This is a genomic window from Bacillales bacterium, assembly GCA_035700025.1.
Taxonomy (GTDB): domain Bacteria; phylum Bacillota; class Bacilli; order Bacillales; family DASSOY01; genus DASSOY01.
In genome coordinates, this window is record DASSOY010000072.1 from 16,790 (window position 1) to 31,207 (window position 14,418).

The window sequence follows — 14,418 nt, forward strand, 5'->3', positions numbered from 1 at the left end:
TGAACAAATGACGCCTTCGATAGCGCATTCGAAAATGATCGAGCATTCGACGATGTCGGCGAATGCTGCGAAACCAAAAGAAGCCGCTGGGGTTTTTCAATTGCTTTTGTCGAACGTCAAGCAAACCGGTTCAAGCGGCCAAGACACCGCTTCAAAAGTGAATCATTCAGACGGTGAAGGAAACATAACGAGATCCGCTTCCGGCACTTCGAACGCAATGGTGCTCGAAGAGACGAAACAAATGGTCCTTGCATTAAGGAACGTGTTGCGGCAAATCTTGGACGGCATGAAAACGGAAGGAAATGAGAAAAAAGAGATGCCATCTATGGACGGTGACCTTATGCCATCCGTTCAATGGGAACAACTTGAGGCACAATTGTCCGGTTTGCTTCAACAGTTGCAGCAACTCATGCAGCTGCGACCGGACAGCGAAAACGGCGAATCCACGCTGTTGAGTTTCATGGCTGAAAATGTCAAAATTCTTTATTCGCAAGCCGTTCACTCGGAAACGCAATCTTTCGTCGAGTTGAGCACTAGCGTTCGTCAGACGCTGAATGCCCTTAGCCAATGGCTGCATACGAACGGACAATCGATGACGAGTGCGAATAACGCGCCTATTCAATCGCAACGTCACATAAACGGCTACGTTGATCATGTGTTGACGGAACGTCACCAAACGTCTGAAAACCGACAAGCCGGAAAAACGGGCGGAAACGAAAAGCCGTCATTCGCACAAGGAAATTTCGACATGAAGAAAACGGCCGATTCCATCTTTCGACGAGCATTTTCGAATCCACCAACACGTAAAGAATCTGTTCCGGGTTCGCAGTCGTTTTTGCCAGGGCCAATGAACCGGCTGCAACAATACGCATTACACGTTCGGGACGGCGCGGATTCCGTCAGCAAAGATCAATGGATACGCGAAATTCAAAAAGTGTTGACCCATGGGCGATTGACGAATTCAGCAGGGAAACAACAATTGTCGATACAACTCTATCCCCGCCATCTCGGAAAGTTAAACATACAGTTGACTCGGGTGGACGGGCAATTGACGGCAACGCTCGTGACATCGACGCCGGCGGCGAAAACCCTTGTTGAATCCCATTTGCATCAGTTGCAAAATGCGTTCGTTAGTCAAAATTTGCATGTGTCGAAGCTGCAAGTTTCCATGCCGTTTCATCAACTTCCGGGGCAACAACAAGAGTTTGACCAGGAGCACGGCCATGAGCGTGATCAACAAGATTCTCAACAAGGCGAACGTCACAAGGATGACGAAAGAGAACGTTCGGATGCCGGATTTTTGGCTTGGGTAGAACAGTTTCATGCTGATCTTGACAAGGAGGTGAACGCATGATCGACAGAACCGGAGAGTCTTTGTATTTGTCCGATCTTTCGCGAAAACCTGGCGAAGCCGACCGATTACTTGGAAAAGACGATTTCTTGAAAATGCTCATCGTTCAACTGAAAAATCAAAACCCGTTAAAGCCGATGGATGATAAGGCATTTATATCACAGATGGCGACCTTTTCATCTTTGGAACAAATGACAAACATGAACGCATTATTGAGCGGGTTTCTTGAACAGCAAAACGGAAACCAATTATCGAATTTTGCGGAGTGGATCGGTAAGCAAGTGACTTGGAAAAATGAGAAAGATCAAGAAGGCAAGGAGAATGTGGCCGAAAGCGGCATCGTCGAGTCCGTTTCGATCAAGAACGGAGTGGTTGAACTTCATACTCAAAACGGCGAAGTCGTCGACAAAAGCATGATTGTTTCAATCGGAATGCCTGAAACTTCGGAAGGGACTGCCTAAGGTGATGAAACGCATACAACCCGAATTGCTCCCGAAAATCGTTCCGAAACAGCCGCAACCGAGCAAAACGACGGAGCCATCGTTTGCCCAACGGTTAAAAACGGAAACGGAGAAAATCGGGACGTTAAACGTAAGCAAACATGCAGCTCAAAGAATGACGGAAAGAAACTTGTACTTGTCGGAAAGCCAGTGGCGGAAAATTGATAGCAAGGTGTCTGTCGCCCGCGGAAAAGGCATTGTCGATTCGCTCGTGTTAGCCGGAGAAGCTGCATTGATCGTAAACACAAAAAACAACACGGTTGTCACCGCGATGAACAGAAAAGAAGCGGCGTCACATATTTTTACGAATATAAACGGAGCGATTGTATTGGAATGACGGTTGGACCGAAATGGAGACCGCCGATTTGCCGAATGACGGAAGCAAATCAATTCATCGCTCGAAAGGGGTTTTACACATGTTAAGATCGATGTATTCAGGAATCAGTGGAATGAAAAATTTCCAAACGAAATTGGACATTATCGGCAATAACATCGCCAATGTCAATACGTACGGGTACAAAAAAGGAAGAGTGACGTTCCAGTCCCTTGTCAGCCAACAACTGTCCGCGGCAAGCAGCCCGACGTTCAATCGCGGCGGGATCAACCCGAAGCAAGTCGGTCTCGGATCATCAATGGGATCGATCGACAAGATCCAAACGCAAGGCAGTTTACAAACGACGGGACGAGCCCTCGACGTGGCAATATCGGGAGACGGTTATTTTATCGTAAACAAAGGGTTTCAAAATTTTTACACAAGAGCCGGAAACTTTTATATCGACCAAAACGGGTTACTTGTTAATTCAGACGGGATGCGCGTCCTCGGTTACGGCGTGAACAACAAAGGCCAAATCGACAAGGCTGGAGATTTGACCGAATTGTACATCAGCGATGACACAATTCAACAACCTTTGTCGGACTCTGTGACCGTCGCCGGGAACCTCGACATCAATAATTTCATCGATCCGACCACAGGCGCTGCCGCAGGAACCCAAACGAAGACGTTGAACTTTAAATTGTTCGATTCCCTAGGAGTGGAACATCCTTCCTCGATCACGTTTGATTCGCCGACAGCGGCATTGGTTCCGAATACGACCAATGAATATTATGTGCAGCAAATGAACATTACCCTTTCCTCAACGGGCGCTTCTGATGTTACGGGAACCGTGACGTTCAATGAAGACGGGACGGTAAAAACAGTAAACTTGAGCAGCGATCCGGCCACTTTTACTTATCCGAGCGGACAGCAGATCGACATTCCCGAAAGCGGCTTTGATTTGACGGCGCTCTCGGTACGCGATTCTGTCGGTACGGCGGACGTTATCGGAGATGTCGCGTTGTTGACGGGGTATCAGATCGGGAATTCCGGCGAAATCTCGGGCGTGTTGTCCAACGGCGACGTACAGTTGCTCGGGCAGCTTGCGCTGGCCGGGTTTAACAACCCCGGCGGTCTTGAAAAAGCCGGGGATAATCTGTACTCGGTAACGAACAACTCGGGAGATCCGATTGAGGCGGTGCCGGGCGATGGGATCGGTATCTTGCAGACGGGCATGCTCGAAATGTCGAACGTGGATTTGGCGACGGCGTTTACGGAAATGATTGTCGCCGAACGCGGATTCCAGGCGAACACACGAATCATTACAACTTCGGACGAAATCTTGCAGGAACTCGTGAATCTCAAACGATAAGGAGGCGGGGGCGGTTTGTTCCCGCCCCTGATTAAATAATGATTGAACTTACGAGATTGAACGATCATCGGTTTCGCTTAAATGCCTGTTTCATCGAACAGGTGGAGAGCTTGCCGGACACAACAATCACGATGGTCAACGGGAAGAAGCTCGTCGTTAAGGAAACGGCGGAAGAAGTGCATCAGGCAATCATACATTTTTACCGGAGAATCGGAATCATCGGGTTGGCTGCAAGAAACGAAAAGATAGAAGGGGATTAAGGCTATGAAATGTTCTGCAGGGGGGGATTCCTATGGCTGATGTATTATCGCAAAACGAAATTGATGCTTTATTGTCGGCCATCTCAACGGGGGAAATGGATGCGGATGAACTCCGGGAGGAAAAGAAAGAGCGAGTAAGAGTTTATGACTTTAAAAGGGCGATGCGATTTTCGAAAGATCAAATTCGCAGTTTGACGAGAATTCATGAAAATTTCGCTCGCTTGTTGACGACTTTTTTTTCGGCACAGTTGAGGTCCTACGTGCAAATCACGGTTGCCTCGGTCGATCAACTTCCTTATGAAGAATTCATTCGCTCGGTCCCGAAAATGACCTTGCTGAACACGTTCGAAGCGTCTCCGTTGGAGGGACGTCTGCTAGTGGAAGTGAATCCCCATATTGCTTTTGCAATGATTGACAGGGTTCTCGGTGGACAAGGTACAAGTATGAACAAGATTGATAATTTGACAGAAATCGAGTCGAACATCATGCAACGATTGCTCGGAAAGGCGCTGAAGAGTTTTCGGGACGCCTGGCAAACGGTCATTGAACTCGAAATTGGCAGTCAGGAGATGGAGGTTAATCCGCAGTTTTTGCAAATGGTGTCTCCGAACGAAACGGTCGTCGTTATTTCATTGACGACGGTGATCGGCGAATCGAGCGGAATGATCAACATTTGTTTGCCGCATGTAGTTATTGAACCGGTGATTGAGAAATTGTCGATCCACTACTGGATGCAGGACAAAATGAAACAGCGCAAACCGGAGGAGTACGAACAGCTTAAAGAAAAGCTGCACGGTGCCCCGATCGTCATGAAAGCAGAGCTCGGACGTTCGGAAATATCCGTCCAGGAGTTTTTGCAACTCAATCGCGGAGATGTCATCGCGCTTGATCAGTTGATCGACAAACCGCTGACGCTCAGTGCTGGAAACCGACCGAAATTTTACGTGCAGCCCGGAAAGAAAGGCAGGAAGATGGCCGTACAGGTGATTGAAAACATTCCGAAAGGGGAGGGGCATGATGAGTGATGATCAGAAACTTTCGCAAGACGAGATTAATGCTCTTTTGAACAACGTGAACGACGATACCGACAAAAAAGAGGAAATCAATGAATACTTGTCCTCGATTGAAGTGGATACGATGGGAGAAATCGGAAACATTTCGTTCGGGACTGCTGCGACCGTCCTTTCGGAATTGTTGAGGCAAAAAGTTGAGATTACGACACCGAAGCTTACAGTTGTGGAGTATGAAAGCTTGTCGGAACATTTTCCGCACCCGCACGTTGCCGTAACCGTAAATTATACGCAAGGATTCCAAGGATCGAACATTCTTGTGCTGAATTTGCGGGACGCAGGCGTCATCGCAGATTTGATGATGGGCGGCGAAGGCAAGAATCCGAAAGAAGTCATCGGCGATATGGAAATGAGCGCGGTTCAAGAGGCGATGAACCAAATGATGGGCTCCGCTTCCACTTCAATGTCGTCGATGTTCAACAAAACGATCGACATTTCTCCACCGATCGCCGACATGCTTGATTTTAACAATAAGAGCAGCGGAAATTCGCTGCAGTTTGACGACGTCATGTTAATGGTCATGTTCCGCTTGAAAATCGGCGACCTGATCGACTCGAACATTATGCATTTGCTGCCGATCGAATTCGCCAAAACAATGGTTGACGAACTGATGAATCCGGGAGAAAATTCATCTGCAAATGAGCCGTCATTTGCCGACGGAGAATCAGAAACGAACGAACCGGCATCCGCGGCATCCGAGTTAAACGAGCTTGGTGCGAACCATGAGACGACTGAGCCGATGAGTGATCGTTCCCAACCTGAGCGGCAACATTTAGGCAATGGTTCGACGGCGTCAAGGGACATCCAATCTGCAGTGTTTTCTGATTTTGAAGACAACGACGAGCTTCGAACACAAACACAAAACTTAAACATGTTGTACGACATTCCGTTGCAAGTGACGGTGGAACTCGGCCGCGCAACGCGTTCGGTGAAAGACATTCTCCGGTTGACACCGGGTTCTGTCATTGAACTGAACAAATTGGCCGGTGAACCTGTCGATATTTTCGTGAACAACAAAATGATTGCCCGAGGCGAAGTGGTCGTCATTGATGAGAATTTCGGCGTTCGAGTAACAGAAATTGCCAGTCAAAAAGATCGATTGAAACGATTGCAGTAAACTTTTCAGGTAACGGAGGAGAACGAATGGCTCATAAAATTTTGATCGTAGACGATGCCGCATTTATGAGAATGATGGTCAAAGACATTTTGACGAAAAACAATTTTGAAATCGCCGGCGAGGCCGGTGACGGCGCCGAAGCCGTCGAGAAATATCAAGAAACGTCGCCGGATCTTGTCATACTTGACATCACGATGCCGGAAATGGACGGATTGACCGCTTTGAAAGAAATTAAGAAAATCGACGGGGATGCGAAAGTGATTATGTGCTCGGCGATGGGACAGCAGGCGATGGTCATTGACGCGATTCAGGCCGGAGCGAAAGATTTCATCGTGAAACCTTTTCAGGCGGAGCGGGTGGTTGAAGCGATCAATAAAGCGTTGAGTTAGGCAGGTGCTCGTGTTGCGAAAGCGATGGTTGGTAGTGATTTTGGCGGCAGCGTTCGTTTTTGTTTTCGGAGGCGATCTTGTGCATGCTTCCGGAGGCGGGAAAGACAATCGAACGGTTGCCGATCTATACAAGGATCAAGTGGGACAGAAAGAAAACGGGGATACGCCGGATTCGGAAATGGGAGCATCTGCAGGAACGGGGAGCACGCTGTGGATGTTCGTCAAAGTGGTTTTCATCCTTGCGGTTGTCGTGGCGCTCATTTATTTGTTGCTGCGATTCGTGAACGCGAAAACACGTTCATTTTCTTCGGGACGAGCGATTCAAACGATCAGCGGGGTGAACGTCGGTTCGAATCGTTCCGTCCAACTCGTAAAGGTCGGAACGAAAATTCTCGTTATCGGCGTCGGCGATACTGTCACGCTGTTAAAAGAGATCGACGACGAGGACGAAGTGAAGCAATTGACGAACATTCACGAAAAGGATGATGTCATCGACACGTCCGTTGGGAAGTTGAAAGATTGGATCAACACGAAACAAGCCGGTCGAGGCGAACCGAACGGCGGGTTTAAGGCGATGCTGGAAAAAAGGCTGAATGAAATGGTGGAAGATCGGAAACGTGCCGTCGATCGGTTGAAAAGGAAAGGCGGACCGCGATGAACGGACCGATTCCCGGTGTAGACTTTCAATTTCTCAGCGATCAACCGGCCGACGTCGCGACGACTGTCCAGTTATTTTTATTGTTGACGGTCTTGTCGCTTGCGCCAGCGATTCTCGTGTTGATGACTTCGTTTACGCGCATCGTCATTGTGCTTTCTTTCGTCAGAACCGCTCTCGCGACAAGACAAATGCCGCCGAACCAAGTATTGATCGGCCTGTCCTTATTTTTAACTTTTTTCATTATGGCCCCGGTCATCAGCGAAGTGAACGATGAAGCCGTTCAACCGTTTTTGCAAGGGGACTTGACGCAGCAAGAGGCGTTCGATAAGGCGGCTGCGCCGATCAAGCAGTTTATGTCGGAACATACGCGGCAAAAAGACTTGCGCTTGTTCTTGAACTACGGGGATTACGAACAACCCGAAAGCATCGAGGATATTCCGCTGGCCGCCCTCGTGCCGGCCTTTACGATCAGTGAATTAAAGACGGCTTTCGAAATCGGCTTTATGATTTATATTCCGTTTTTGGTCATTGACATGGTTGTCGCCAGTATTTTGATGTCGATGGGCATGCTTATGCTTCCGCCGGTCATGATTTCGCTGCCGTTCAAAATCTTGTTGTTTATTCTCGTCGACGGATGGTATCTTGTCGTCAAATCAATTCTCATCAGTTATCAGTAAAGAAGGTGTTCCGATGAGTCCAGAATTCGTCATTCAAATTGCGCGTCAAGGTGTTTATACGACCTTGCTGATCGCTGCGCCGATATTGATCATCGCTCTCGGCGTCGGACTGCTCGTCAGCATTTTTCAAGCGACGACGCAGATTCAGGAACAAACGCTCGCATTCATTCCGAAAATTGCTGCGGCGCTGCTGGCTCTAATTTTTTTCGGTCCATGGATGCTGTCCGAGCTTTTGGACTTTACCTATCAAATTTTTACGCAACTTGATCAATTCGGCAGATGATCCTTACGCAAGTATTGGAAGGCGTACCTGCATATTTGCTCATTCTCGTGCGCGTCGCTTCTTTTTTCGCAGCTGTGCCTATTTTTTCGTACCGCAACATTCCGGCAGCCGCCAAAATCGGAACATCGGTCGTGCTTGCCTGGTTGATGGACGTATCGTTGCAACCGGAACCTCTTCCGGTGGACGGCCGTTTTTTTCTTCTTTTAATAAAGGAATCCATCGTCGGCCTCTCCATCGGTTTTATCGCGATGATCTTGATTTATGCGTTACAGGTCGCGGGGGAATTCATCGACGTGAAAATGGGCTTGGCGATGGCGACGATCTTTGATCCGCATACGTCGGTGCAAGCTCCGGTGACGGGGAATTTCTTGTATACGTTGGCCATTTTGTTCCTATTGTCGATCAATGCCCATTACATGTTGCTTGACGGCATTTTTTACAGTTACCGGTTGATTCCGCTTGAAACGTTGTCGATTCATTTCGGGAACGGAGGAGCGGCCGAGCTTGCGACGGAGGCATTGGCGAACATGTTCGTGATTGCTTTTCAAATGTCGGTCCCGATTGTTGGAACGTTGTTTCTCGTGGACGTTGCCTTAGGCATCGTTTCCCGCGCGGTTCCTCAAGTGAACGTGTTTATCGTCGGCATTCCGTTCAAAGTATTGGTCGGTTACGGCGTATTGCTCGTGACGATCCCGTTGATCATGGGTCTCGTAGCCGAACTTTCTGAAGAAATGACGACCGCTATGCGTCAACTGATGCAGGCAATGGGGGGGAGAGGCTCTTGAGTCAAGAAAAGACGGAGAAAGCAACCCCGAAGAAACGGCAGGATTCGAGAAAAAAAGGCCAAGTCTCCAAAAGCAATGACGTCACTGTCGCGATATCGCTTCTGCTCATCTTTTTGTTTTTGATTTTTTTCGGCTCCTATTTGTTTCAAGGCATGCTGGCTATTATGCGCAACGTGTTGGCGCACTTTCTGTTAATGGACGTTACGCAAGCGAACGTGCACAGTTTGTTCGTGCAGATGTCGATGTTATCGCTGAAAGCGGCGGTGCCTATCGGGCTGATCGCTTTCGTCGCTGCCCTCGCCGCCAATTATATGCAAGTCGGGTTTTTGTTTTCGACAGAAGCCGTGCAACTGAAAGGGGAACGGATCAATCCGATCCAAGGAGCAAAGAAAATCTTTTCCGTACGCGCCTTGGTCGAACTCGCGAAATCGGTATTGAAAATTTCCGCTGTCATCGGCGTCAGTTTCGGTTATCTTTGGCTGGAGAAAGACAAATTGACGAGACTCGGACTGTTGTCGCCGGAAAAAGCGTCCGCCGATCTCGGCAAGCTGCTGATTCAAATGTGTGTGGCCGTGTCCATCCTGCTGATTTTTATTTCCATTCTCGACTATTTGTACCAAAGGTTCGACCATGAAAAAAACATGCGGATGTCGAAACAAGACGTAAAGGATGAGCGAAAAAACATCGACGGGGATCCGAAGATCAAAGCGAAAATTCGCCAAAAACAACAGCAAATGGCGATGAACCGGATGATGCAGGAAGTTCCAAAAGCAGATGTCGTCATTACGAACCCGACGCACTATGCCGTCGCTTTGCAGTATGACGATGCGAAAATGGATGCTCCGGTCGTTGTCGCCAAAGGGATGGATTTGGTCGCTCAGCGGATTAAGGAAATCGCCGCCGAACATGACATTGTAACGATGGAAAATCGTTCGCTGGCACAATCGCTTTACCGGCAAGTCAATATCGGCGAGCAAGTGCCGGAATCATTTTTTAAAGTCGTTGCGGAAATTTTGGCTTACGTTTATCGGTTGAAACAGAAGGCATAATGCTTCACCGGAATTTTTTCATTGAAAGGAAGAACGTCGATGCATCCTCGTGATGTCTCAGTGCTTGTCGGCGTCATTTTGATCATTGCGATGCTGATCATCCCGTTGCCGAACGTCATGCTGTCGGTGTTGATCATTGTAAACATTTCACTCGCTTTAGTGATCATTTTGGTGACCATGAACATGAACGAACCGCTCGAATTTTCCATCTTTCCTTCGTTGTTGCTCTTAGCAACGTTATTCCGTCTTGGACTCAACGTTTCGACAACACGGGCGATTTTAGGGAAAGGCGATGCGGGCAATGTCATCCATACATTCGGAGAATTCGTCATCGGCGGGAATCCTCTCGTCGGATTTGTCATCTTTCTCATTCTTGTCATTATTCAATTCGTTGTCATTACGAAAGGTGCCGAACGTGTGTCCGAAGTCGCTGCCCGATTTACGCTTGATGCGATGCCGGGCAAGCAAATGAGTATCGATGCCGACATGAACGCGGGGCTCATTTCCGACCGGGAAGCGAAACAAAGACGCGAAAAGGTTGAACGGGAAGCGGACTTTTACGGAGCAATGGACGGCGCAAGCAAATTTGTGAAGGGCGACGCGATCGCTGGTATTGTCATTGTTTCGATCAATATTATTTTCGGCATAATTATCGGCGTTGCGCAAAAAGGGATGTCACTTTCCGATGCCGCACACAGTTATACGTTGCTTACGGTCGGCGACGGGCTGGTGAGTCAAATTCCAGCGCTCATTTTGTCAACGGCGACGGGGATCGTCGTCACTCGTGCCGCATCGGAAGGAAATCTCGGACACGACATCACGAAGCAGCTGCTCAGCTATCCGAAATTGCTGTATGCGGCAGGTGCGACGATCGCGATTCTCGGTCTTTTCACGCCGATCAACGATTTGCTTACACTGCCGATTGCGGCTTTGCTCTTCTTCGGCGGTTTTGTTCTAAACCGCAGCCAGGTGGCGGAGCTCGAAGAGGAACGCGAGTTGGAATCGGAAACCGAAGAGGAGATGAAGTCGCCGGAAAGCGTCATCCAGCTTTTGTCGATGGACGCCATTGAATTTGAGTTCGGTTACGGACTCATTCCGCTCGCGGACGTGAACCAAGGCGGCGATTTGTTGGATCGAGTGGTTATGATTCGGCGGCAGTTGGCGCTTGAGCTTGGATTGGTCATTCCGGTTGTGCGCATCAGGGACAACATTCAACTGGAGCCGAATCAATATCGGATCCGTATCAAAGGCAACGATGTCGCCGGCGGAGAAGTTTTATTGGATCATTATTTGGCCATGAGTCCCGGTGTTGAAGACGACACAATCGAAGGCATAAAAACGACTGAGCCCGCTTTCGGACTGCCCGCGATTTGGATCAACGACGAAATGAAAGACCGCGCTGAATTGGCCGGCTATACGATCGTCGATCCGCCGTCTGTTGTTTCTACACACTTGACCGAGGTTATCAAAAAACACGCCTTTGAATTGCTCGGTCGCCAAGAAACAAAGCAGCTGATTGATCATTTGAAAGAAGATCATCCAACGCTCGTCGAAGAAGTCCATCCCGATCCTTTATCCGTCGGGGACATTCAAAAAGTGCTGGTCAATTTACTTAGGGAGAACGTTTCCATCCGCAATTTGCCGGTGATCTTTGAAACGCTTGCCGATTACGGAAAAATGACGAAAGACGGTGATTTGTTGACGGAATACGTTCGTCAGTCTCTCTCGAGACAAATCAGCAAACAATTTGCGAACGAGAATGAACCGTTGAAAGTCATAACGATTTCTGGAACGACGGAGAAAAAATTCGCTGATGCCGTCGAGCAAACGGAACACGGCAATTACTTGGCACTCGACCCTGAATCGACGCAACGATTTTATGATGCTGCGGCAAAAGAATTGCAGCAATTGAAATCGGCCGATCAATCACCGGTTATCTTATGTTCACCGGCGATCAGGATGTATGTCCGCCAGCTGTTGGAACGATTTTTGCCCGATGTTGCCGTGTTGTCGTACAACGAATTGGAACCGACCATTGAAGTCCAAAGTCTCGGGGTGGTGAATCTTCCATGAAAATAAAAAAATTTACCGCGCCGACGATGCCGGAAGCTATGAAGCTCATACGAAAATCTCTTGGTACGGATGCGATCATTCTCCATTCAAAAGAGGTCGACAAAGGCGGTTTTTTCGGCTTTTTCGCGAAAAAGCATCTCGAAGTGATTGCGGCCGTCGATCCGGACGGACAGCCAAACGAACCCCGAAGCAAACAGCCGCAACCGATTGCCAACGGGACAGCTTTTTCAGAACGGTTCGACTTGGAATGGTTGGAAGGAGAACTGCGCCAGTTGAAAGCGCCTCAGTATCCCGGTCCGTTGGCACAGATTCATGATTTTCTTGTCGATCATGAAATCGAACCGAAATACACCGATTCGTTCATGCAAGATTTGCTGAAAACGTGGTATCGACAAGAGGAAGCGATGAAGAAGCCGGAATTGTATCGAAAACTGCACGAGTTGCTTGTCGAAAGGTTAGAGCAAAACGAAGGGCTTCCGTTCCGGTATGAAAAAAAATATTTAGTGTTTGCCGGCCCGACGGGGGTCGGGAAAACGACAAGCTTGGCGAAGATCGCTGCGAAAGCGAAAATCGACGAAGGAAAGTCGATCGCATTCATTACCGCCGATACCTATCGAATCGCCGCGGTCGATCAGCTCAAGGCGTACGCTGATATTTTGAACGTCCCGATCGAAGTCGCATACACAAAAGAAGACTTCCGTAAAGCAAAAAAAATGTTTGCGGACCGCGATCTCGTGCTGATCGACACGGCCGGAAGAAATTACAAACAATCCACTTACATCGACGAATTGAAAAGCTTGATTTCGTTCGGAGCCGATACGGAAACTTGGCTCGTTCTTGCTGCGACGGCTAAATACAACGATATGAGGTCGATTGTGAACAAATTTCGTTCCCTTCCGCCGGACCGCCTCGTGTTTACGAAAACAGATGAAACGACGAGATACGGGACGCTCGTAAATCTTTCGTTGAGTGAACGACTGCAACCGGAATTTATCACAAACGGCCAAAATGTACCGGATGATCTTGTGAAAGCAACACCTCGCCGGATTGCCGGAATGGTGACGGGAGTGGAGACGGATGCTTGACCAGGCCGACCAATTGCGAAGAAAAATGAAGCGCACGCGTGTCATTTCTGTCATCAGCGGGAAAGGAGGCGTCGGAAAATCCAATGTGTCGTTGAATTTTGCGATTGCGCTACGCCGCCTCGGGAAAAACGTCATTTTAATCGATCTTGACATCGGCATGGCGAACCTCGACATTTTGATGGGTGTCATTCCTGCCCGCTCGATCGTCGACATGTTGGAGCAGCGCCTTGCGATTTCCGACATTGTTGAAAGAGGCACAGGAGGGATTCCATTTATCGCGGGCGGAACGGGACTTGCCGAAGTCGTTAGACTCGACGAGCGTAAAAGAAGCCATTTCTTGCAGCAACTGCAAGCGTTGGAACAACAATTCGACGTCATTGTTTTTGACATGGGGGCCGGCGTGAGCGAGGACTTGTTGAATTTCATTTTGGCAAGCGACGAGATCTTTCTTGTCACGACACCGGAACCGACAGCGGTAACAGACGCTTATGCCGCGTTGAAATTCGTCGTTCGCCGCAGCCAATCGGCGATTCCGATACGCATGATCGTCAATCGTTGCCATGATGCCGCAGAAGGTCGGGAGACCGCAATGCGCTTGCAAAAAGTAAGCGAGCAATTTTTGAATCAACCGATTTCGTCTTTTCATTCTTTGCCGGATGATCGCACCGTATCGGATGCGGTGAAAGCAAGGGTTCCCGTTTTGCTTTACGGTCCGCGTGCGGACATTTCGAAAGCGATCACGAATCTGGCGGAACGATGGTGCGGACTTCCGGTCGAATCCGGCGGATTTTTGCGTAAATTAACCGGGTTTTTGCGCCGCGGCAAGGAGAAAGCACTATGAGCGGGACGAAGTGGGTCGTTTGTATTGGAACTTCGACGGGAGGACCGGGTGCGTTACAAAAAGTTTTGACGAAATTGCCGCAATCGTTTCCTTCCCCATTGTTTATTGTTCAGCATATGCCGCCGAAATTCACGAAAGCCTTGGCTGAACGGCTCGATCATCATTCGAGCATTCGTGTTAAAGAAGCCGAAGACGGCGAAATGGCGCAAGCGGGAACAGCATACATTGCCCCTGGAGGGTTTCAAATGACCGTATCCGGAATTTTGACGGGAATTCAGCTGTGCGTACGATCAGGAGCGGCAAGAGCCGGACACTGTCCTTCCGTTAACGAATTGTTCGATTCGGCGGCAAAACTGAAAAATTTTAAGAAATTGGCCGTTATAATGACTGGGATGGGTTCCGACGGTGCGGAAGGATTGAAAGCGCTCGTGGAAAGTGGAAATACGTATGTGGTCGCTGAATCTGCCGCTTCCGCCGTTGTCTTCGGAATGCCCCGAGCGGCCATTGAGACGATTGCGGTTAACGAAGTCTTGCACGTTGAGGAGATCGGTGCTTGTTTAACGGATACCATCACCCGCTCGCAAAGGAGTTGAAA

At 48.8% G+C, this 14,418-nt stretch carries 17 protein-coding genes; all 17 read left to right on the top strand.

Annotated features, from left to right (window positions below; all coding sequences use genetic code 11):
* The first annotated feature begins 7 nt into the window (after positions 1–7).
* Positions 8–1,354, top strand: a complete 1,347-nt coding sequence (locus tag VFK44_11885) for a flagellar hook-length control protein FliK (protein HET7629062.1) — start codon at positions 8–10, stop codon at positions 1,352–1,354.
* On the top strand, positions 1,351–1,812 hold the full coding sequence (gene flgD / locus VFK44_11890; GenBank protein HET7629063.1) for a flagellar hook assembly protein FlgD: 462 nt from the start codon (positions 1,351–1,353) through the stop codon (positions 1,810–1,812). Before VFK44_11885 ends, flgD begins: the two co-directional genes overlap by 4 nt.
* A gap of 4 nt (positions 1,813–1,816) precedes the next feature.
* Positions 1,817–2,188, top strand: coding sequence for a TIGR02530 family flagellar biosynthesis protein (locus tag VFK44_11895; GenBank protein HET7629064.1), 372 nt, complete (start codon positions 1,817–1,819; stop codon positions 2,186–2,188).
* A gap of 79 nt (positions 2,189–2,267) precedes the next feature.
* On the top strand, positions 2,268–3,536 hold the full coding sequence (gene flgF, locus VFK44_11900) for a flagellar basal-body rod protein FlgF (protein ID HET7629065.1): 1,269 nt from the start codon (positions 2,268–2,270) through the stop codon (positions 3,534–3,536).
* Between the two features lie 38 nt (positions 3,537–3,574).
* On the top strand, positions 3,575–3,796 hold the full coding sequence (locus VFK44_11905) for a flagellar FlbD family protein (GenBank protein HET7629066.1): 222 nt from the start codon (positions 3,575–3,577) through the stop codon (positions 3,794–3,796).
* 32 nt (positions 3,797–3,828) lie between these two features.
* Positions 3,829–4,821, top strand: a complete 993-nt coding sequence (gene fliM, locus VFK44_11910; protein ID HET7629067.1) for a flagellar motor switch protein FliM — start codon at positions 3,829–3,831, stop codon at positions 4,819–4,821.
* On the top strand, positions 4,814–5,983 hold the full coding sequence (gene fliY, locus VFK44_11915; protein ID HET7629068.1) for a flagellar motor switch phosphatase FliY: 1,170 nt from the start codon (positions 4,814–4,816) through the stop codon (positions 5,981–5,983). The genes fliM and fliY overlap by 8 nt, the downstream gene beginning before the upstream one ends.
* Before the next feature lie 26 nt (positions 5,984–6,009).
* Positions 6,010–6,372, top strand: coding sequence for a response regulator (locus tag VFK44_11920; protein ID HET7629069.1), 363 nt, complete (start codon positions 6,010–6,012; stop codon positions 6,370–6,372).
* Positions 6,373–6,385: 13 nt separating this feature from the next.
* On the top strand, positions 6,386–7,030 hold the full coding sequence (locus VFK44_11925) for a flagellar biosynthetic protein FliO (GenBank protein HET7629070.1): 645 nt from the start codon (positions 6,386–6,388) through the stop codon (positions 7,028–7,030).
* A complete protein-coding gene (gene fliP, locus VFK44_11930) occupies positions 7,027–7,707 on the top strand; it encodes a flagellar type III secretion system pore protein FliP (protein ID HET7629071.1) in 681 nt (226 codons plus the stop codon). Before VFK44_11925 ends, fliP begins: the two co-directional genes overlap by 4 nt.
* A gap of 13 nt (positions 7,708–7,720) precedes the next feature.
* Positions 7,721–7,990, top strand: coding sequence for a flagellar biosynthesis protein FliQ (gene fliQ / locus VFK44_11935; protein ID HET7629072.1), 270 nt, complete (start codon positions 7,721–7,723; stop codon positions 7,988–7,990).
* Positions 7,987–8,775, top strand: coding sequence for a flagellar biosynthetic protein FliR (gene fliR, locus VFK44_11940; GenBank protein HET7629073.1), 789 nt, complete (start codon positions 7,987–7,989; stop codon positions 8,773–8,775). Before fliQ ends, fliR begins: the two co-directional genes overlap by 4 nt.
* Positions 8,772–9,824, top strand: a complete 1,053-nt coding sequence (gene flhB / locus VFK44_11945; GenBank protein HET7629074.1) for a flagellar biosynthesis protein FlhB — start codon at positions 8,772–8,774, stop codon at positions 9,822–9,824. Before fliR ends, flhB begins: the two co-directional genes overlap by 4 nt.
* A 39-nt stretch (positions 9,825–9,863) precedes the next feature.
* A complete protein-coding gene (gene flhA / locus VFK44_11950; protein HET7629075.1) occupies positions 9,864–11,897 on the top strand; it encodes a flagellar biosynthesis protein FlhA in 2,034 nt (677 codons plus the stop codon).
* Complete coding sequence (locus VFK44_11955) at positions 11,894–12,982, top strand: flagellar biosynthesis protein FlhF (protein HET7629076.1); 1,089 nt, start codon at positions 11,894–11,896, stop codon at positions 12,980–12,982. The genes flhA and VFK44_11955 overlap by 4 nt, the downstream gene beginning before the upstream one ends.
* A complete protein-coding gene (locus VFK44_11960) occupies positions 12,975–13,823 on the top strand; it encodes a MinD/ParA family protein (GenBank protein ID HET7629077.1) in 849 nt (282 codons plus the stop codon). The genes VFK44_11955 and VFK44_11960 overlap by 8 nt, the downstream gene beginning before the upstream one ends.
* Complete coding sequence (locus VFK44_11965; GenBank protein HET7629078.1) at positions 13,820–14,416, top strand: CheB methylesterase domain-containing protein; 597 nt, start codon at positions 13,820–13,822, stop codon at positions 14,414–14,416. Before VFK44_11960 ends, VFK44_11965 begins: the two co-directional genes overlap by 4 nt.
* Positions 14,417–14,418: the final 2 nt, after the last annotated feature.